The sequence below is a fragment of the Bradyrhizobium sp. UFLA05-153 genome (genome assembly GCF_054185185.1).
In genome coordinates this window covers 1-17,786 of record NZ_JBBIAM010000122.1, presented here as the reverse complement: position 1 = coordinate 17,786, position 17,786 = coordinate 1, and the positions used below count along the sequence as shown (strand labels likewise).

20 protein-coding genes are annotated in these 17,786 nt (G+C 64.1%); 10 read left to right on the top strand and 10 right to left on the bottom strand.

Features of this window, described 5'->3' with window-relative positions; genetic code table 11:
- Positions 1–157: 157 nt before the first annotated feature.
- Entirely contained in the window at positions 158–478 is a 321-nt protein-coding gene (locus Q2941_RS41880; protein ID WP_458196175.1) for a hypothetical protein, read from the bottom strand.
- A 123-nt stretch (positions 479–601) separates the two neighbouring features.
- On the opposite strand from Q2941_RS41880, the gene Q2941_RS41875 reads away from it, so the two are divergent.
- The 5 genes from Q2941_RS41875 (at position 602) to irr (ending at position 4,010) form a co-directional block, all read left to right on the top strand.
- A complete protein-coding gene (locus tag Q2941_RS41875) occupies positions 602–940 on the top strand; it encodes a hypothetical protein (RefSeq protein ID WP_458196174.1) in 339 nt (112 codons plus the stop codon).
- 175 nt (positions 941–1,115) lie between these two features.
- Complete coding sequence (locus Q2941_RS41870) at positions 1,116–1,754, top strand: TetR/AcrR family transcriptional regulator (protein WP_458196173.1); 639 nt, start codon at positions 1,116–1,118, stop codon at positions 1,752–1,754.
- A 253-nt stretch (positions 1,755–2,007) separates the two neighbouring features.
- Entirely contained in the window at positions 2,008–2,670 is a 663-nt protein-coding gene (locus tag Q2941_RS41865) for a DUF3313 domain-containing protein (RefSeq protein ID WP_254109235.1), read from the top strand.
- Positions 2,671–2,691: 21 nt separating this feature from the next.
- The gene (locus Q2941_RS41860; RefSeq protein WP_458196172.1) at positions 2,692–3,261 is read left to right on the top strand and encodes a DUF2147 domain-containing protein; all 570 of its coding nucleotides are present in this window, start codon (positions 2,692–2,694) and stop codon (positions 3,259–3,261) included.
- A 263-nt stretch (positions 3,262–3,524) separates the two neighbouring features.
- Positions 3,525–4,010, top strand: coding sequence for a Fur family transcriptional regulator Irr (gene irr, locus Q2941_RS41855; protein WP_458196171.1), 486 nt, complete (start codon positions 3,525–3,527; stop codon positions 4,008–4,010).
- Here irr and Q2941_RS41850 read toward each other — a convergent pair.
- Entirely contained in the window at positions 4,007–4,558 is a 552-nt protein-coding gene (locus Q2941_RS41850) for a cytochrome b (protein WP_458196170.1), read from the bottom strand. The two genes, irr and Q2941_RS41850, sit on opposite strands and share 4 nt — an antisense overlap.
- A 207-nt stretch (positions 4,559–4,765) precedes the next feature.
- Between Q2941_RS41850 and Q2941_RS41845 the strand changes: the two genes are divergently transcribed.
- A complete protein-coding gene (locus Q2941_RS41845) occupies positions 4,766–5,575 on the top strand; it encodes an alpha/beta fold hydrolase (protein WP_458196169.1) in 810 nt (269 codons plus the stop codon).
- 6 nt (positions 5,576–5,581) lie between these two features.
- On the opposite strand, the gene Q2941_RS41840 is transcribed toward Q2941_RS41845, so the two are convergent.
- Positions 5,582–7,123, bottom strand: a complete 1,542-nt coding sequence (locus Q2941_RS41840) for a winged helix-turn-helix domain-containing tetratricopeptide repeat protein (protein WP_027521404.1) — start codon at positions 7,121–7,123, stop codon at positions 5,582–5,584.
- A gap of 133 nt (positions 7,124–7,256) precedes the next feature.
- Here Q2941_RS41840 and mddA point away from each other — a divergent pair, with 133 nt between their 5' ends.
- Positions 7,257–8,045: a methanethiol S-methyltransferase gene (gene mddA, locus Q2941_RS41835; RefSeq protein ID WP_254109229.1), complete on the top strand. Its 789-nt coding sequence runs from the start codon at positions 7,257–7,259 to the stop codon at positions 8,043–8,045.
- Positions 8,046–8,092: 47 nt separating this feature from the next.
- Entirely contained in the window at positions 8,093–8,515 is a 423-nt protein-coding gene (locus tag Q2941_RS41830; protein ID WP_027521402.1) for a GFA family protein, read from the top strand.
- 186 nt (positions 8,516–8,701) lie between these two features.
- Here the strand turns inward: Q2941_RS41830 and Q2941_RS41825 are convergent, their stop codons facing one another.
- Entirely contained in the window at positions 8,702–10,264 is a 1,563-nt protein-coding gene (locus Q2941_RS41825; RefSeq protein WP_027521401.1) for a winged helix-turn-helix domain-containing tetratricopeptide repeat protein, read from the bottom strand.
- A 255-nt stretch (positions 10,265–10,519) separates the two neighbouring features.
- A complete protein-coding gene (locus Q2941_RS41820; protein WP_458196168.1) occupies positions 10,520–10,909 on the bottom strand; it encodes a BA14K family protein in 390 nt (129 codons plus the stop codon).
- Between the two features lie 316 nt (positions 10,910–11,225).
- On the opposite strand from Q2941_RS41820, the gene Q2941_RS41815 reads away from it, so the two are divergent.
- Positions 11,226–12,482 (top strand): aminopeptidase, encoded by a 1,257-nt coding sequence (locus Q2941_RS41815; protein ID WP_458196167.1) that lies wholly within the window; start codon positions 11,226–11,228, stop codon positions 12,480–12,482.
- 10 nt (positions 12,483–12,492) lie between these two features.
- On the opposite strand, the gene Q2941_RS41810 is transcribed toward Q2941_RS41815, so the two are convergent.
- Positions 12,493–13,053: a hypothetical protein gene (locus Q2941_RS41810; RefSeq protein ID WP_458196166.1), complete on the bottom strand. Its 561-nt coding sequence runs from the start codon at positions 13,051–13,053 to the stop codon at positions 12,493–12,495.
- A 235-nt stretch (positions 13,054–13,288) separates the two neighbouring features.
- Between Q2941_RS41810 and Q2941_RS41805 the strand changes: the two genes are divergently transcribed.
- A complete protein-coding gene (locus Q2941_RS41805) occupies positions 13,289–13,744 on the top strand; it encodes a cupin domain-containing protein (RefSeq protein WP_254102777.1) in 456 nt (151 codons plus the stop codon).
- Positions 13,745–13,821: 77 nt separating this feature from the next.
- On the opposite strand, the gene Q2941_RS41800 is transcribed toward Q2941_RS41805, so the two are convergent.
- The 4 genes from Q2941_RS41800 to Q2941_RS41785 all read right to left on the bottom strand — a co-directional run bounded on the left by Q2941_RS41800 (position 13,822) and on the right by Q2941_RS41785 (position 17,238).
- Positions 13,822–14,877, bottom strand: a complete 1,056-nt coding sequence (locus tag Q2941_RS41800) for an amidohydrolase family protein (protein ID WP_458196165.1) — start codon at positions 14,875–14,877, stop codon at positions 13,822–13,824.
- Positions 14,878–15,028: 151 nt separating this feature from the next.
- Positions 15,029–15,556: a hypothetical protein gene (locus Q2941_RS41795; RefSeq protein WP_458196164.1), complete on the bottom strand. Its 528-nt coding sequence runs from the start codon at positions 15,554–15,556 to the stop codon at positions 15,029–15,031.
- 74 nt (positions 15,557–15,630) lie between these two features.
- Entirely contained in the window at positions 15,631–16,443 is an 813-nt protein-coding gene (locus Q2941_RS41790; RefSeq protein WP_458196163.1) for an MBL fold metallo-hydrolase, read from the bottom strand.
- A gap of 273 nt (positions 16,444–16,716) precedes the next feature.
- Positions 16,717–17,238 carry a Cache 3/Cache 2 fusion domain-containing protein gene (locus tag Q2941_RS41785; RefSeq protein ID WP_027521394.1) on the bottom strand — a complete coding sequence of 174 codons (522 nt, stop codon included), beginning with the start codon at positions 17,236–17,238 and terminating at the stop codon, positions 16,717–16,719.
- Positions 17,239–17,786: the final 548 nt, after the last annotated feature.

Genomic DNA, 17,786 nt, shown 5'->3' with positions numbered 1-17,786 from the left:
AGCGGGCTTTTGACTAAAATGCTGTCACATGCGTGGCACAGCGGCAGCCAACCCAACGCATTGGCCGGCAAATGCTTTTCGTGCTTAACGGCAGCTTAAGAAACGGTGAAGGAAGGCTTAACGCGCAGCGCTTGAGGAGACGATCGGCCGCTCTTCGTCAAGCAAGACGCCTGCGCACTTCCTCGCGCATCTGCTCGCGAAATTTTTGGCGCTGTGCGGGCCGATCCTTCTCGGCGATGGTGTGGCGATCGAAGATGTCGAACTTGTCGAGGATCGGATAGCGCTCGCTCGCCATCGCGAGCACGCCGAGCACCTTGGCCGCCGACGCGCTCGGGCCGCGCACCTCCCAGCGCCGGATCGTCACGGTTCCGCTCGCGGCCGGCAGGCCGCACAGCTTCGCCATGTCGGCGACCGTGAGCTCCCGGCCGATCGCTTCGGACAGGTCGGCGCGCAATTGCTTCAGTTCGGGGCCCGTCATGTCACCTCGAGTAAGCGAAGTCGATGAGGTGAATGCACTAGCGCTGATTCGGGCCGATCCGAAGGCGGGCGTGGTCGTGCTAATGTTCCCCTTGCCGGTCGAGCGTCAGCGAGGGGAAATCGCATGCCGGTGTTCAAGCTGCCCCTGTCGGGGGATGTCGTGCAGTCCATCTATCCGTCGTTCTTCAGCCCCACTGGCAGCCAGTTCGGGCTGGTCAACATCACGGTCGGGCAGTCCTCGGCGCCCGAGGTCGAGAGGGACGTGCTGTCGGATGTCGGCAGCTACGGCAGGCAGATCGGCCAGATCGCGGATGCGCTGCTGGTCGTCATCGAGCATCTGGAAGGTGAGGCCGATGGGACGCTCAACCGCGACAAGGCGATCAAGGAGTTCAAGGCGATGCTGCACGGCGTGGCGAAGGTGAAGGAGGCTCACCGTCGCGAGGCGCGCCGTCCGCGCGACTGATCACGCCGCCGGCGCGCGCTCTTTCCGTCCGGCATGGCCGCGAGCACTCGCGCGTGGGCTCACAGGTCCCGTTCCGCGCCGCAAGATGAAAGTCTCGACAGTCGTCGCACAAAAAACGTACAGCGCGATCCTGTTTTCACTTGATTCATCTCCCTGTCACGGAGACAAGTCCGCCATGGACAACGCCACCCGCTCGGAACGATCTCGCAACGCTGCGCTTGAAGCGGCGATTGCCATCATTGCGCGCGATGGACCCGGCCGGCTGACGCTCGACGCCATCGCGCGCGAGAGCGGCCTCAGCAAGGGCGGCGTCATGCACCAGTTCCGCACCAAGGAATCGGTGCTCAAGGCGCTGCTCGAGCGGCAGATGGCGCATTTCGAGGAGTTCTCCAAAGGCTACATGGCGAAGGTGAGCGCCACCTCCGCGAACCCCGCGCTCGCGACCCAGCTCGCGACAGTCCGCGAAGCGGCCGCGTCGCCGAATTCGGCGGCGCTGGCGCTGGTCGCGGCCATGGTCGAAAACCCCGGCCTGATGTCGTTGCCGCGCGATCGTGAGATGAAGAGGGTCGCGGCCATCAAGGCTGAGGCCACCGACCCGGATCTCGCATTGCTGCGCTGGGCCGCTGCACGCGGATTGCTGCTCAGCGGCCTGTTCGGCATGTCGCCGCTCAGCAAGGAGGAGCATCAGCGCCTGTTCGCGCGCCTGCTCGACGATAGCCAGTGGAGCGCGCTGGAAAAGCCTGCCAAGCCGCGCGCCGTGAAGGCGCGTGCAACGACACCCGCCAAGAGCGCGACCGCGCGCAAGCGCGCCTGATTCGCCGTTAACAATTCTGCCTCGATCCTCTCGTCGAGCCCAGTTGCGGCCAAAGGCATCACCCGCATTTTGGCACTTTACAAACCGTCTGGTCGGTTTTATAACCGGAAACACTGAGGCCTGGCCCAAGGCTTCGGATCATGGCCCCGGAAGATGCCTTGGGTCGGTAATTGTGAGCACCGCAGCCGCGTTCTTGTCCCGTACGCGGCTGCGGTCGCCGCTGCCTCGCGTCGGGCCTTAAGAGGAGTGAGGAATGGATCGCTCGATCGCCATGCGCGGTCTGGGAACGCTTGCGCTGTGCGCCGTCGTGGTCGGCTGCGCCAGCGTGACGCCGGTGCCCTATTCGGAGATGGCCTCGTCGGCCTACATGGCGCCGGACAAGTCGGACACCTCCGGCCGCGTGCCCTACCGCTACGCCACGCAGGTCGATTGGCGCACCTACAATAAAGTCATCCTCGACCCCGTCGTGATCTACCGCGGCAAGGATCATCAGTTCGGCGACATGTCCGACAAGGACAAGGCGACGCTCGCCGCCTACATGCAGAACCGCTTCGCCGACAAGCTGCGCAGCCGCTTTGCGCTGGTGACAGCCCGCGGGCCGAACACGCTGCGGGTGCGGCTCACCCTGACCGGCGCAGTCGCCAACACGGCGGTGCTCGGCACGCTGTCGCGCTTCGATGTCGCGGGCGCCGTCTATAACGGCGTGCAGGCCGCGCGCGATGGCGAGGGCACGCTGACCGGCTCGGTCATCTACGGCGTCGAGATCTTCGACGCCTCGACCTCGCGCCTGCTCAGCGCTTACGTCACCAAGCAATATCCCGGCGCCTACGACATCAAGGCGAGCGTCGGCTCGCTCGCCGCCGCCACGGCCGGCATCGACAAGGGCGCCGACGCCTTCATGGCGCAACTGAACTGAAGCCAGAGAGGCCGCCGAAAGATGAACATCCTTCTTCGCATCGTCGTCCGCGTCGCGATCACCGTCGCGCTGATGATCTTCGACGGCCGCGCCGGGGCGGTGAGCCCAACTGATCCCGCCGGCACCTGGGTCACCGAGGACGGCCGCGCCCGCATCCGGCTCGAGCGCTGCGGTTTGGGGCGCGACCGCATCTGCGGCTTCATCGTCTGGATGAAGACCCCGCTGGATGCGCGCGGCCAACCGCTCCGCGACAGTGAAAATCCCGATCCCGACGAGCGCGCCCGCGCGCTGCTCGGCCATCAGCTCATCTTGGGCCTCGAGGCGACACCGGAGGGCCGCTTTGTTGGCGAGATCTACAATGCCGAGGACGGCAAGCGCTATTCCGTCTCGCTGTGGCGCGAGGCCGCCGACAGACTGAAGCTCAAGGGCTGCCTGATCAGGTTCTTGTGCCAGACCCAGACCTGGCAACAGTCCCTCGACGTCCAGCCCGGCCAGCTCGTCGGCCTGACCGGCGACGTCAACGGTCCCCGCGCCGACAAGGAATGGGCCGCCGCGCCGCCGCCGAAGCCGGCGCAGGTGAAGGCAAAGTAAGGACTTTGCCGCGGCGGCCGCTCGCCCGTCTGATGAAGCGTCGTGCTGTCGCGACAAGCTCGTCATTGCGAGCGTAGCGAAGCAATCCAGAATCTCTCCGCGGAGGGACGCTGGATTGCTTCGCTGCGCTCGCAATGACGGCGTGGAGGCAGTTGCTCGCTAATCGGTAGAGGTTCGCTCGACCGTCCCGTCCGCTGAATTTGATCCGGATCAAAGCCAACGCCTCGCTTTTGCGATCCGATGGCAACAACAGCGGATTGGCAATGGACGTCCTTTCGACCGATATCTCCTCACCTGACGCAGGCGAAGTCACGCTGGAGACCGCCGACGACCTCGGCCTTGCCCGCTGCGTGCAATTGCTGCGCGATGCCGGATTGAGACCGACACGCCAGCGCGTAGATCTGGGGCAGCTCCTGTTCCTGAACGGCCACCGGCATGTCACGGCAGAGGCGCTGTTCGAGGAGGCGATCGCGGCGAACATGCGGCTGTCGCTCGCAACCGTCTACAATACGCTGAACCAGTTCACCGAGGCGGGCCTGTTGCGCCGGATCGCAGCCGACGGCCTGAAATCGTTCTTCGATACCGACACCAGCGTGCATCCGCACTTCTACCTCGAAGGCGAGGACATTCTGGTCGACGTCTCCGAGGGGCTGAGCTTCACCAAACTGCCGGAGGCGCTGCCGGGGCACGATATCGTGCGGCTCGACGTCGTCGTGCACCTTCGCAAGAAGCCGGCGCCAAGAGGCTAGCCCCGCGACCACGGCAGCATGCGCTTCAGGGTGCGGTCGCGCAGCACGTAGTGGTGAAGAAGCCCGGCTGCGGCGTGCAGCCCGACCAGGATCAGCAGCGCGTTGGTGAGCGCCTCGTGCACTTCCCTGACGTCGCGGGCGAAAGCGCGGTCGGCCGCCCAGGGCGAGGCGATTTCGACCAGGCCGAACACCGGCAAGGCATGACCGCGGGCGAATTGTACCAGAATGCCGGCGACCGGCGCGGCGACCAGCAGCGCATACATTATATAGTGCATCGCGCTCGCCGCGCGCTCGCTCCAGGGGCCGATCGCGGCATCCGGCGCGGGCGGCGGATCGGTGAGACGCCAGCACAGCCGCACGGCGACCAGCACCAGGATCAGAAGCCCGAGGAAGATGTGGATCAGCTCGCCGGCTTCGCGCTGCGGTCCGCGCGGCAACGCGTCGCCGAACTCCCCGAGCAGCCACGCGCAGAACACCAGCGTCACGACGGCCCAATGCAGCGTCATCGCGACCGCGCCATAGCCCTCGGCTGAATTGCGAACCTGCATCGAGAATTCCCGTCCTCAGACAGTGTGGCGGACGGGCAGTCAACGGCCATTGATGCAGGTCAATTTCGCGGATCGCGTCATGTCCGGATCACCGCAAAGGTGATGACACTGTTCCATGCCGCGTGCCAAGATGCGTCCGATCGCCAAAAGCAGTTTCAACAACCAGATCGGTGGATCATGAATGATCGGCCTTTTCCAGGACCCGCCTTGCGCCCGCTGAGCTTGCAGATCGGCGCCCAGAAAATCGCCGGCTTTGAGAGCGCAGGCACCGGCCGCCCGATCCTCCTGATCCACGGCAATTCGTCCTCGTCCCGGATCTGGCAGAAGCAGTTGCAGGGGCCGTTGGGGGCAAAATTCCGTGTGATCGCGATCGACCTGCCGGGCCACGGCGCGTCGTCGCCGCCGCCCAATCCTGAAGCCGATTATTCAGGTGGTGGCTATGCGTCAGTGATCGCCGCGATCGCCCGTGAGCTCGATCTGAAAAACGCCGTGGTGGTCGGCTGGAGCCTCGGCGGCCATGCCGTGCTCAATGCGGCGGCCGCGCTGCCGATGGCCGCCGGTCTGATGATCTTCGGCACGCCGCCGATCGGCAAGGCGCCGGACGGCTTTTCCGGCTTCAAGGGCCTGTCGGCCACGGTGTTCACGCCGAAGCCGAGCGAGGCCGAGATCGAGGAATGGACGAAATCGGCCTTCGCGCCGGGCTATGCGCCGATTCCCGATTTCGTCGTCGTGGACTTCCGCAACACGGACGGCAACGCTCGGGGCTATCTCGGCGCCAACGTCCAGGCCGGCCGCATCTCCGACGAGGCCGAGATCGTCCGCAATCTCAAAATTCCGCTTGCGATCGTCCACGGCCGTGAAGAGCAGATCGTCGATCTCCGCTATCTCCAGCGACTGGCGGCGCCGACGCTGTGGCGCGGCGAGGTGCAGGTGATCGACGGCGCCGGCCATGCGCCGCAATGGGAGAAGGCGGAGGCGTTCAACAAGGTGCTCGACGAATTCGCATCGAGCGTTTGATCTTCCTCACCTCAATCCCGCCCTTCGAAATCCCTCCAGATAATGCTCGCGATCTGCTTCGCTCCGCCAGGGCAGTTGCGTCGTGATCCAGGCGAGTGAGATGTTGGGTTGGGTGCGGCGCAGCTCCTGCAAGGCGGTCGCGGCGAGCTCCTGGTCGCCGGCCATTCCGGCCGAGACCGCGAGCACGCGATAGGCGCCGGTAAGATCGCCGCGGTGGCGAATCGCCTCCCGGGCAAGTGCGATCGCCTCGTCATAGCGGCGCTCGGTGAAGCGGGCATAGCCGGCGATCCCGTAGTAGATCGCGAGCGACGGATCGCGCGGACTGAGGCGGATGGCCTTTTGCGCCGCGTCGAACGAGCAGCTCGAACGGCCGGCATAGGACAGCGCCAGCGCGTAATAGCCCTGCGCCAGCGAGAAATTCGGATTGAGCCTGAGCGCCTGCTCGAACTCCGACAGCGCGTCGTCGAGCCGCCGCGTCGAGAAATAGACGCTGCCGAGCGCGGTATGCGCCCAGGCATCCTCATGGTCGCACTTGACCGCCGCGAGCGCGGCTGCTTCCGCGATCGGCGCGGCGGTCGCAAGCTCCGCCCAGCCGAGATGCACGCCGAACATGTGGCTTGCCGCCAGCACCGACTGCGCCTGGCCATAGTCGGGATCGATCGCAATCGCCTGCGCGAGCAGCGCCTGCGCCATCAGATGATCCTGCCGCGTCACGCGCCAGTAGTGCGACAGCCCTCGCATCACGAGGTCCCAGGCGTCCAGGCTCGCCGGCTGCTTGCGCCGGGCGTGAAAATTCTCCGCCGCATAGATCTGCGGCTCGATCGCCGCGACGATCGCGCTGGTGATCTCGTCCTGAACGGCGAAGACGTCGCCGAGCTCGCGATCGTAATGCTCGGCCCAGATGTGGCTGCCGGTGACGGCATCGTTGAGCTGCGCAGTGATCCGCACGCTGCCGCCGGCCTTGCGCACGCTGCCTTCGACGACATAGCCGACGCCGAGCTCCTCGGCGATCTGCCTGATATGGACGGCGCGTCCCTTGTAGGTGAAGGACGAGTTGCGGGCGATCACCAGGAACCAGCGCACCTTCGACAGCGAGGTGAGGATGTCCTCGGCGATCCCGTCGCAAAAATACTCCTGCTCGGGGTCGTCGCTCATGTTCTCGAACGCCAGCACCGCGATCGCCGGGCGCTCGGGCGCGCTTCGTAGCGCCTTCGTCTCGGCCGCAGGCGGCGCCGGCGTCTCGTCCAGCACCTCGCCGACGAAGCGAAAACCCTTGCGCGGGATGGTCTTGATCAGCCGCTGCGCCGCGCCGTCGTCGCCGAGCGCCTTTCGCGCCGCGTTGATGCGGCTATTCAGCGCAGAGTCCGAAACGATGCGGTTGTCCCAGACCTCGCTGATCAGGTCGTCCTTCGTGACGACGCGGCCCCGCTGCGCGACGAGGTGCACGAGCAGATCGAATACCTGCGGCTGCAATGGAACCGGAACGCCGTCACGCGTGAGCTCGCGCAGGTCGCAGTCCAGCACATGATTTTCAAAGCGAAATCGCACGTCTCATCGTCTCAAGCAAAAATCAGCGTCGTCTCAGGCGAAAATCAATCGTCCGCAAAAGCCTGGGGACGTCCGATCCGGCAGGGTGCAGCGACTTAATGAGTGCCAGTCGTTCGGCACAACGGAGCTGTCTATGACCCAACTGGATCAGCAAGTTCATTCTATCAGCCCGAATGTCGTGGGCTCCAAAGTGTTCAGGTTCATCGCCTTTCTGTACGGAATTGCGGCCTATCTCGTATTTCTCGCGACCATCCTCTACGCCATCGGTTTCATCACGGGCCTGGTGGTGCCGAAAAGCATCGACACCGGAACCGATTCCTCGGCGATCGAGGCCGTCGTCATCAATCTGCTCCTGATGGCGCTGTTTGCCGTTCAACACAGCGTGATGGCACGGCAGCAGTTCAAGGAGTGGTGGACGCAGTTTGTGCCAAAGGCCGTCGAGCGCAGCACCTATGTGTTGCTGGCGAGCCTGTCGCTGCTGCTTCTGTTCTGGCAGTGGCGGCCGCTGCCGGCGATCATATGGGACGTCCAGGACCCGGATGTCGCCGTGACCATCGTCACGCTATCCTTCGCCGGTTGGGTGCTGGTCTTCACCTCGACCTTCCTGATCAATCACTTCGAGTTGTTCGGTCTGCAGCAGGTGACGCAGCAACTGGTCGACAAGCAGGCCTCGCCGCCGCGTTTCAGGACGCCGCTGTTCTACAAATTCGTCCGGCATCCGCTCTATCTCGGCTTCATCATCGCAGTCTGGGCCGCGCCGACCATGACCGTGGGGCACCTGCTATTTGCATCCGTGATCACGCTCTACATCCTGCTCGGCATCACGCTCGAGGAGCGCGACCTCGTCGCGCTGTTTGGCGACGAGTACCGGCAATACAAACAGCGCGTATCGATGCTTATTCCCTGGCGCCGGTCAGTTTGATCTTCGCCTCAACTAGATCTGCATCCTCATCCAAGGAGAACACTTCAATGAAACACCTCGGAAACTGCTTCTGCGGCGCGGTCGCGATCGAAGTGACGGGCGCGCCGGAGGCGATGGGTTATTGCCATTGCCGCTCCTGCCGCTCGTGGTCGGGCGGGCCGGTCACCGCCTTCAGCCTGTGGAAGCCGGAGGCCGTGCGCATCACCGACGGCGCTGATCACGTTGCGACCTACGCCAAGACGCCGCTCAGCCAGCGCAAATATTGCCGCAAATGCGGTGGCCATCTTATGACCAGCCATCCGCCGCTCGGCCTGATCGACGTCTTCACCGCGACCATCCCGACGCTCGCTTTCACGCCCACCGTCCACGTCAACTACGCCGACACCGTGCTGCCGATGCGCGACGGCCTGCCTAAGCTGAAGGATTTTCCTGCAGAGTTCGGCGGCAGCGGCGAGATGATGAAGGAGTAGGTGATTGCTTCGCCTCTCCCTGCTTGCGGGGAGAGGCCGGAATGCACGCGCAGCGCGGATTCCGGGTGAGGGGGAGCTTCCGCGAGTCCAACTCTCGCCGTGACTGCGGATGCAGCCCCTCACCCCAACCCTCTCAGCGCGAGCGAAGCTCGTCGCGGCCCCGTAAGAACGGGGAGAGGGGGTAGGCTACCTCAACCCCGCGCGCCGCAAGCCCTTGAGGTAATGCTCCCGATCCTCGGCGCGCTGCATCGGCAGCTCGCTGGCGATCCAGGCGAGCGACACGTTGGGCTGGGCGCGACGCAGGCCCTCGAGTGCGGAGGCCGCCAGCTCGCGATTGCCGAGCATGCCGGCGGCGGCCGTCAGCGCGCGATGGGCGCCGACGAAATCGCTGCGTTGCCTGAGCGATTCGCGCGCGAACTGGATCGCTTCTTCGTAGCGATGGCCGATGAACTGCGCATAGGCGGCGACCCCGCAATAGATCGCCGAGAAAGGATCGCGCGGACTGAGCCGCAGGGCCCGGCGCGCGGCGGCATCGCCGTCTTGCCAGCGGCCCGCATAGCACAGCGTCACGCCGTAGAAGGCGTGCGTCATGGCAAAATTGGGATTGAGGCGCAGCGCCAGTTCGAATGCAGCGATGGCGTCGTCGAAGCGCCGCCGGAACAGATAGGTGTAGCCGAGCCCGTGATGGGCCCAGGCGTCGTCGCGGTCTGCCTCGACCGCGGCGAAAGCGGCGCGCTCCGCGATCGGCAGCGTGGCCGCCATGTCGGCCCAGCCCATATGGGCGCCAAACATATGGCTGGTCGCGAGCAGGCCGAGCGCCTTGCCATAGGCCGGATCGATCGCGATCGCCTTCTCCAGTAGCCCCTGGGCTGCGACATTGTCGCCCCGCGTGATGCGCCAGTAATGCGACAGCGCTCGCATCACCAGATCCCAGGCATCCAGGCTTCCGGGCGGCTTTTGTTGGGCGCGAAAGCTTTCGGCGGCGTAGAGCTGCGGCTCGATCGCGGCGACGATGGCGTCGGTGATCTCGTCCTGCACGGCGAAGACGTCGGCGATGCTGCGATCGTAGCGCTCGGCCCACAGATGGCTGCCGGTCGTGGCGTCGTTGAGCTGCGCGGAGATGCGCACCCGGTCGCCGCTCCGCCTGACGCTGCCCTCGACGACGTAGCGCACGCCGAGCTCGCGGGCGATCTCGCCGATATGTACGGCGCGGCCCTTGTAGACGAAGGAGGAGTTGCGCGCGATGACGAAGAACCAGCGCAGCTTCGACAGCGCGGTGATGATGTCCTCGCTGATCCCGTCGGAAAAGTAATCCTGCTCGCGGTCGCCGCTCAAATTGGTGAAGGGCAGCACGGCGATTGCAGGGCGATCGGGCAGCGGCAGCGCCGCCGGGGCTTCCCTGGCCTGGCCGGCTGGCTCCGCTGGGCGGCCATGGCCGTTCCGCATCTCGACGTTGCCGACGAAGCGAAAGCCTTTGCGCGCCACGGTGCGGATCAGCGCCTGGCTCGCGCCGGAATCGCCGATCGCCTTGCGCGCCGCATTGATCCGACTGGTCAGGGTCGATTCCGAGACGGAACGCCCAAGCCAGATCTTGTCGATCAGCTCATCCTTCGTCACCACGCGGTCGCGATTCCGCATCAGGTGAACGACGAGGTCGAAGACCTGGGGCTCGACTGCGACGGGAACCTGATCGCGGCTCAGCTCCCGCCTGTCGGTGTCAAGTAGATGATCGCTAAACAGAAACTGCACTGCGACGGCTCTGGCCTCACGACAAAATCAAGCATCTGAAACGGCAACATGAATTGGGCTTTGATTCTGTGAGTCCATCGAGACGCACTCCTGGTTCATCGAAGCGGCGTCAGTTGCCCTGAACTGGGCAGATGCCAGCCATGTCGTCGATGGGCGGCCGGCGATGGAACCGGCCGAGAGGGGGTTCAGGACTTCCAAGGGTGGGCAAGAGCCGCACTTTGCGCCCTGTCCGCCCTGCGATTTATGACGAGGGGGTCACGGACACGGATGACGGCGGCCGTCATTGCCGAGGAAGGTGCCGCTATTCGGATCGAAGGATCGGTAGCGCTGCATGCAATAGGCGACCGCATCGTCGGCAGGCGGTGCGGCATAGTAGGCGGGCGGCGGAGGCGGATAGCCTGGACCATAATAGGAAGGTGCAGCGAGCGCGCCGCCGATCAGCGCGCCGGCTGCGAGGCCGCCGACGAATGCGCCGCCGCCGAAGCCGCGATGTCCGTACCAGCGGACCTGCTCGACATTTGCGGATTGCGATGGCGTGACCGCCAACGGATGGCCGATCGGTGCAGCGGACGCCGGCGACAGCGCGCCTGCTGTGAGGCTTGCAAGCAGCACGACCCCGGCAACAGAACGAAACGATTTCAACATCAAGGTCTCCTCGTCATGCATAGGCGATCGACGCCTCGCGCCAGAGATAAAGCAACCTGCCGGTGCCGATGGATTAAAGTTTCGACAGGATGACGGCTCGCAACGACTGCGTTGCAGAACCGCGCCACAATCGCGGCGCCCGTTTCACCGAAAAATGACCTCGGCCTCGCTCGATCAGGCTGCCGGCGCGGCAACGTGTTGAAAACCAAGATGCGTGAAATTGCGTATCTTGGCTCAAGGCGCGCAATTGGCTCGCGCACTTGCGCCATGCGATGCTAGACTTAGATGGAATAGAGATTTCGGCAGAGGGCCCGGCATGACCGATCAACGCAATACCTCAACTCCCATCGATCCCGCAAAACTCGACCGGCTGGCCGAGGTGGCGGTGAAGGTGGGCCTGGGCTTGCGGCCGGGCCAGGATCTGCTGCTCACCGCACCGGCGATCGCGCTGCCCCTGGTGCGGCGGATCGCCGTGCATGCCTACAAGGCCGGCGCGGGCATCGTCACGCCGATCCTCTCCGATGAAGAGATGACGCTGGCGCGCTACCGCCACGGCCACGACGAAAGTTTTGATCGCGCCGCCGGCTGGCTCTACGAGGGCATGGCGAAGGCATTCTCGGAGAATACCGCGCGGCTGGCCATCGTCGGCGACAATCCGATGCTGCTGTCGGGCGAGGATCCCGCCAAGGTGGCGCGCGCCAGCAAGGCCAATTCCATGGCCTACCAGCCTGCGCTGGAAAAGATCGTCAATTTCGACACCAACTGGAATATCATCGCCTATCCGAGCTCGTCCTGGGCGAAGCAGGTGTTTCCCGATGATCCCGAGGAGATCGCGATCGGCAAGCTCGCGGATGCGATTTTTGCCGCGTCCCGCGTCGATCGCGAGGATGCAATGGCGAACTGGGCGCAGCACAATGCAGCGCTGCGCGAGCGCACGGACTGGTTGAACGGCAAGCGTTTCCGCGCGCTGCAATACTCCGGTCCCGGCACCGATCTCACCATCGGCCTTGCCGATGGTCATGAATGGGAAGGCGGTGCCTCGCTCTCCAAGAACGGCATCAGTTGCAATGCCAACATCCCGACCGAGGAGGTCTTCACCACCCCGCATTGCCGTCGCGTCTACGGCCACGTCGTCAGCTCGAAGCCGCTGTCCTATCAGGGCACGCTGATCGACAACATCGCGGTGCGATTCGAGGACGGCAAGATCGTTGATGTAAAGGCCTCGCGCGGCGAGGAGGTGCTGAACAAGGTGCTCGACACCGACGAAGGCGCGCGGCGGCTCGGCGAAGTGGCGCTGGTGCCGCATTCCTCGCCGATCTCGCAGAGCGGGCTGTTGTTCTTCAACACGCTGTTCGACGAGAACGCGGCCTCGCACATCGCGCTTGGCCAGTGCTATTCGAAGTGCTTCATCAACGGCGCCAAGCTGACGCCGCAGCAGATCGCGGCGCAGGGCGGCAACCAGAGCCTGATCCACATCGACTGGATGATCGGCTCAGCCGAGACCGACATCGACGGTATCCTGGCCGACGGCAGCAAGGAGCCGGTATTCCGCAAGGGCGAGTGGGCAAAGTAGGCCGCGAGCCTCACGCCGCTCCGTTGCGCAGCATCGGATTGCGATCGATCGTGAAGCGGTTGAACAGCGTGGTGAACGGACTGCCATCGGTCGTGCGCACGATGGCGTCGGACCCGGCGACCGCTTCATAGAGCGCGCCGACAGGATCCTCCAGGGCAGAAAGGCCAAACGCGTCACGGATCGCGTCGCGGGCGTCGTTGATGTCGTCCTCGTCGTCGAGCGTCGCCTCCAGCGCGACCGCCGCGCGCCGCATCTCGTCGACGTCGCCGCCGGCGGAGAATTTGAGGATGTCGAGCCAATAAGGACAGGCGACGACGATCTGGATGAAGTCCTCGAATGTCGCTGCGATGATGCCGGCGCGGCCCTCCGACGACGCATAGAGCACATGGCTTGACGGCAGCAGCACGAACGCGCCGCCCGCGCCGTCGCTGCCGAGCTGCCGGGGCGCCTCGATGCCGTCGATGGAGAACCAGTCGGGCGGCCCGTCGTCGACTTCAAGGGAGACGTCGAGGGCCGCGAGCTGCTCGGCGACCTCGCTATTGGCGCTGACGGCCTCGGGGAAGAGGGGCATCGGACAGGCTCCTTGCTGATTGGACTCCGCGCATTTTGTCGCACCCTGCAAAAACCGGGTTCAAATGCACGAATCCAACGGCAAATCGGCGCGTTAGGCGCGCCGCACATGCAACTTGCGGCTGATTGTCCGGGCAAGCGTAAGGAAGAATTAAAAAACGGCTTCTAGCGTCATAGGCACTGTTTGAAGCGGCCCGAGGGGCCGGCCAGTCATATTGTATCCCCAGAGGAAGCCAATGTCGCGCGCGTTAATTGAAACCGGAAGTTGTGCCGTCGATCTGGAGCTGCGGCCGATCGAGCCGTCCTGGATCATCGAAGGCAATCCGGTGTCGCGGTCGCACATCCTGTCGACCAGCGCCGACGGCACCGCATCGACCATCATCTGGTCCTGCACCGAAGGGCGCTTCAACTGGTACTACGATTTCGACGAGACCATCATGATCCTGGAAGGATCGATCGTGCTCGAGAGTGAAGGCATGCCGCCGAAGCGCTACGGCGTCGGCGACGTGATCTTCTTCCGCGACGGTGCGCATGCCAAATGGCACGTCGAGGGCCACGTCAAGAAGATCGCCTTTTGCCGCAAGACCAATCCGGCGCTGATCGGCTTCATGGTCCGGGTCGTCAACAAGCTGAAGCGGATGTTCTTCTCGCCCGGCGAGCGTCGTCCCGCGACCCTCATGGGTGCCGGCTAACCCGAAGTTCTACCAAGGCGCTTCCCAGCGAATGGTGTCGGAAGGGGTCGGGACTGACGTCCCGGCCCCTTCTCATGTCATGACGGCAGTTCTAGCCGGTAGAAGCTGGACGCCGTCTGCGAAAACAGCGCCGTCTTCTCGGCTTCGCTCAGCGGCGCCGCGATGCGCTTGAACGCATTGAAGATCACCTGGTAGCTGCACTGGCCCTTGTCCGGCGGGAAATTGCTCTCGAACATCGCGCGCCTCGCACCGAACGCCTCGATGCAGGTCTCGACATAGGGCCGCCACGCCGCCGCAAGCTCCTCGGACGACGGTGGCCTTTCGCGCAGATGGAAGTCAAAGCCGAGCAGGCACATCGCAAGTCCGCCGAGCTTGACCACGACGTTCTCGCATCTCGCGATCTCCTTGATCGCGGCCCGCCACGCCGGAAACACCTCCTCGCGCCTACCTGCGAACCGGCCGGTGCCGGCCGGCCCGCCGCAATGGTCGAGCACGATTCTGGTGTCGGGAAAGGCCCGCGCCAGCTCGGTCAATTCGCCGATCTGCGGATGAAACAGCCAGGCGTCGAAGCTCAAGTTGAGGGGCGCGAGGCAGGCAAAGCCCTTGCGGAAGGTCGCGTCCTCCAGCAACCCTCTCGGCCGGTTGGCATACATGCCCGCGACCACCGGGTCCTCGTCCCAGGCGGAGGAATGCCGGATACCGCGAAAGCGGCCGTTACCGGCCGCGATCTCGGCTTCCAGCACCGGCTTTGCCGCATCGCCAAGCAAGAGATTGACGTGGCTGACGATGCCGGCACAGATCGCGGCCTTGCCATAGCCGCCGCTCGCACTCATCGCGGCAACGCCATTGGCGAACTCGACCTCACCGACGGGACGGAAGGCCTCGGGCCCGTGCGCGCGGTACATCGAGCGGCAGTCGACATACACGGTTGCAATGAGGTTGTGACCGGAGGCGATGTCAGCGGCCATCTCCTCGATCAGATAGCGCTGCCCGCCGCGATTCCAGAGATGGTGGTGGGGATCGACGATCGGCCGTAAGGGATCGATGATCTCCTCGCGGTGGAGCGCGAGCCAGTCCTCGCGCGGATCGGCAAAGAGTCCGCTCTTGTTGGCGGGCATGCTGCTCGCGGCCATCGGCATTCGCTCCCCTGATTGTCGTTGCCGATGAAGCTAACATCCGGGGACGATGCGCGGCAGCGCGTGTTGCGCAACCGCGCCCTTCGGCAGGAGCGCATCAGGAGCATGATCCGGAAAAGTGTGAAGCGGTTTTCCGAAAGGATCATGCTCAAACAATAACCCGGCGCCGCCGCGCCTTCACCTCTACCACCAGCTGCCACTCCGGCGCCGTGGCCGGCTTGGCCTCGCCGAGCCAGTGGAACGCGTTCTCGGTGATCTCCGTAAAGCTCCAGCGTGACAGGTCACCGCTGTTGGTAGTGCCTTCCTGCACGATATCAGCGCCGCTGCGACGGCCGATCTGCTGACGGAACACGCTGCGGCCGGGATCGAGCCAAAAAATCCGCCAGGCGTCGATGGTCGGATCGTACACGCGCAACGTCGTGCCATACCAGTTGCCGGCGATCGGGAAGGGTGGCGCGTCTGTTGCGCGCGGGATCATCCAGACGTCCTGGATGGCGCGGCCCTCAAGCACCCAGCCGAAATGGATTTCGCCGGGTGCGCGATGGGTGGTGCCGTCGGGTGCGTGAGCGATGACCTCGGCATCCCAATCGCCGATGAACTGGCCGTAAAGCCTTAGCGCCTGCGCATGTTCGCGGTTAGGCCCGTCGGCGTGCAGAAATCTGGCAAAGTCGGTCATGTCAGTCTCCGTTGCTGCGGAGAGACCATCACGCGCAGACGGCGATCGGCTTGGAGAAAATTGCGCAGGGCCACTCACACGCCGTCGAGAATGATCACCGTCGGAGTGCCCGGCAGCGAATCCCGCGAGATCCGCAAGGAGCGTTCGAGGCGCCGGTCGATCTCGAAGTCGCGGCCGATCCGGCGCATGAAGTCGTCGAGCGGGGTGGCGAAGCGGTGCATCGGCAGCACCATGGAGGCTCGCAGGCGCTTCGTGATCTCCGAGATGCCGTCGAGCGACATGGTGTAAGTGCCGTCGATCGGTACCATGACGATGTCGAGGCGGCCGATCTGGGCAAAATGACTGTCGTCGAGCTTGTGGTGGAGATGGCCGAGATGGCCGATGCAGAGGCCCGCGACCTCGAAGATGAAGATCGAATTGCCGTCACGGATCATGTCCGTGCCGGAATCGTCGCCAAAGTAACGGCGGATGTCGGTGGTGACGTTGCGGATGAAGGTGTCGCCGATGCGCTCGGAAATCACCGCCGGCTTGCCGTCTTCGCCCCAGCCATGCAGTACATGGGGAATGCGCTTGTCGGGATATAGCGAGTAGTGCGTGCTGTGCGCCCGGTTCATGGTGACGACGTCGGGGAGCCGGCCGACCTGATAGGCGCCGCTATAGTCGGTGGCGATGCGCAAGCCGCCGGGCGTGTCGATGAAATAGGTGGAATGGCCGGCATAGGTGATCTCGACCTCGGCGGCATTCGCCGCCTGCCGAAAGGCGACCGGCAGTACTCGCGGCGCCGCATTGGCCATCGCCAGGCACTCGCTGCGCTGTGGCTGCTGGGCGGTCGCGGGCGCGAGGGATGCGCCGAGCAGCGCAAGGATCGCGGAAACAAGTCGCCACATAGATCCGTCCCCAATGACGTCGGGGAAGTCTAGCGTGCAATCCGGCCTGCGGCCAATGTGCCGCGATCAACAGCGCGTCAGGATCGCGGACATTGGAGCCTGATCAGTTTTCCGGCGCCGTTTCGCGCCATTGCCGCTCGAAGACATTCGGCTAGACCCGAACGTCCCGGAAAGCGCGCCGTGCGCGATCGATGCCCAGACCACGGGTTGCTCGATCGCGCTCAGCCTGGGCGTTAGGGCAGCATTGGCGGCGCCACAGAGGGCAGAGACGGTCTACTTCAAATAGCCTACGTAGTAGATGCCGATCACGTTTTGCGAGGCATCCCGGATAGGCTTATAGCCTGTGATGTAGGGCTTACCGAGGATGTCGACCTCGCCATAGAACGCTTCGCCTTTCCTGATGGACTCGATGGCCTTGCCCTTGGGGTCCAGAATGGTTCCGATCGCTCGGGAGCCATCGTCCTTCTTCACGTTAGTCGCGACGCGAACATACTCGTCACCGCTTTTGACGAAGATTGTGGCCGTGCCCTGCGCTTTCTTCACGACCTCGTCGACCAGGTCGAAACTGTTGTTCATCTTGGCCGAACCAAAGTAAATGACAGGTACCTCCTTGCCTGCAACGGAGTCAGTACCTTCGATTTTTGGCGGACCCAGTTGGGCCGCGATCGAAACCAAGAGGTCCATGGCCGTCTTGACCCTCGCGTCCTGAGGCTCGCCTTGCTGCGCGAAAACTGTCGTGGTCCAGGTGAGACAGGCGGCCGCTAATATGCGGATTGCGATTTGCTTGAGTTGCATGAGGTCTCCTCCTTCTAAAAGGCAGCGATACCTCTGGATGACTCGGAGCGCTTGGGCTCTTTGCGGACAAAGCGTGTCGTCAGTTCGAAATTGCGAGCCGCATTGCGACTCATACAAACGTATCCGCTACCGCTGTGAATTCTGGGGGGAGCTAAACTCCCCATCAGATATCTCTATTTGTTCGGCACACAGATCCCAAAGTTCAGGCGATGGGGCAAAAAGTCGCGCACGGGAGGTAAAAGCGGATGGAAATGCGTCAGCGTCCCAACGCGAACGGCAGCTTGTGGCCCTGCTGTTGATTGAGGGTCTTCGGAAAGCGGGATTACCCGAATGTGCCCGCGGGGGGCGCGGTGATCGAACACGGGTCATGAACATCGTCGGGACCAAGCCACTGATCGCTGCGATCCCGGTCTGAGACAGGCGCGCTTCCTGGCTTCCTGGGTGGACGCCTTTTGAAGCCGTTTTTACACGGGTGCGCCGGGAGACCGGCAAGGAGTAGGTGGTGCAAGTCCACTACGATGAAGGAATAGCGAACCGCATCGACCCCG

Coding starts and splice junctions, on each gene's coding strand:
- Q2941_RS41800 (WP_458196165.1), bottom strand. CDS start 14,877: ATGGCCGCGAGCAGCATGCCCGCCAACAAGAGCGGACTCTTTGCCGAT.
- irr (WP_458196171.1), top strand. CDS start 3,525: ATGGACGTCCTTTCGACCGATATCTCCTCACCTGACGCAGGCGAAGTC.
- Q2941_RS41865 (WP_254109235.1), top strand. CDS start 2,008: ATGGATCGCTCGATCGCCATGCGCGGTCTGGGAACGCTTGCGCTGTGC.
- Q2941_RS41860 (WP_458196172.1), top strand. CDS start 2,692: ATGAACATCCTTCTTCGCATCGTCGTCCGCGTCGCGATCACCGTCGCG.
- Q2941_RS41815 (WP_458196167.1), top strand. CDS start 11,226: ATGACCGATCAACGCAATACCTCAACTCCCATCGATCCCGCAAAACTC.
- Q2941_RS41875 (WP_458196174.1), top strand. CDS start 602: ATGCCGGTGTTCAAGCTGCCCCTGTCGGGGGATGTCGTGCAGTCCATC.
- Q2941_RS41820 (WP_458196168.1), bottom strand. CDS start 10,909: ATGTTGAAATCGTTTCGTTCTGTTGCCGGGGTCGTGCTGCTTGCAAGC.
- Q2941_RS41850 (WP_458196170.1), bottom strand. CDS start 4,558: ATGCAGGTTCGCAATTCAGCCGAGGGCTATGGCGCGGTCGCGATGACG.
- mddA (WP_254109229.1), top strand. CDS start 7,257: ATGACCCAACTGGATCAGCAAGTTCATTCTATCAGCCCGAATGTCGTG.
- Q2941_RS41880 (WP_458196175.1), bottom strand. CDS start 478: ATGACGGGCCCCGAACTGAAGCAATTGCGCGCCGACCTGTCCGAAGCG.
- Q2941_RS41810 (WP_458196166.1), bottom strand. CDS start 13,053: ATGCCCCTCTTCCCCGAGGCCGTCAGCGCCAATAGCGAGGTCGCCGAG.
- Q2941_RS41805 (WP_254102777.1), top strand. CDS start 13,289: ATGTCGCGCGCGTTAATTGAAACCGGAAGTTGTGCCGTCGATCTGGAG.
- Q2941_RS41870 (WP_458196173.1), top strand. CDS start 1,116: ATGGACAACGCCACCCGCTCGGAACGATCTCGCAACGCTGCGCTTGAA.
- Q2941_RS41795 (WP_458196164.1), bottom strand. CDS start 15,556: ATGACCGACTTTGCCAGATTTCTGCACGCCGACGGGCCTAACCGCGAA.
- Q2941_RS41785 (WP_027521394.1), bottom strand. CDS start 17,238: ATGCAACTCAAGCAAATCGCAATCCGCATATTAGCGGCCGCCTGTCTC.
- Q2941_RS41790 (WP_458196163.1), bottom strand. CDS start 16,443: ATGTGGCGACTTGTTTCCGCGATCCTTGCGCTGCTCGGCGCATCCCTC.
- Q2941_RS41830 (WP_027521402.1), top strand. CDS start 8,093: ATGAAACACCTCGGAAACTGCTTCTGCGGCGCGGTCGCGATCGAAGTG.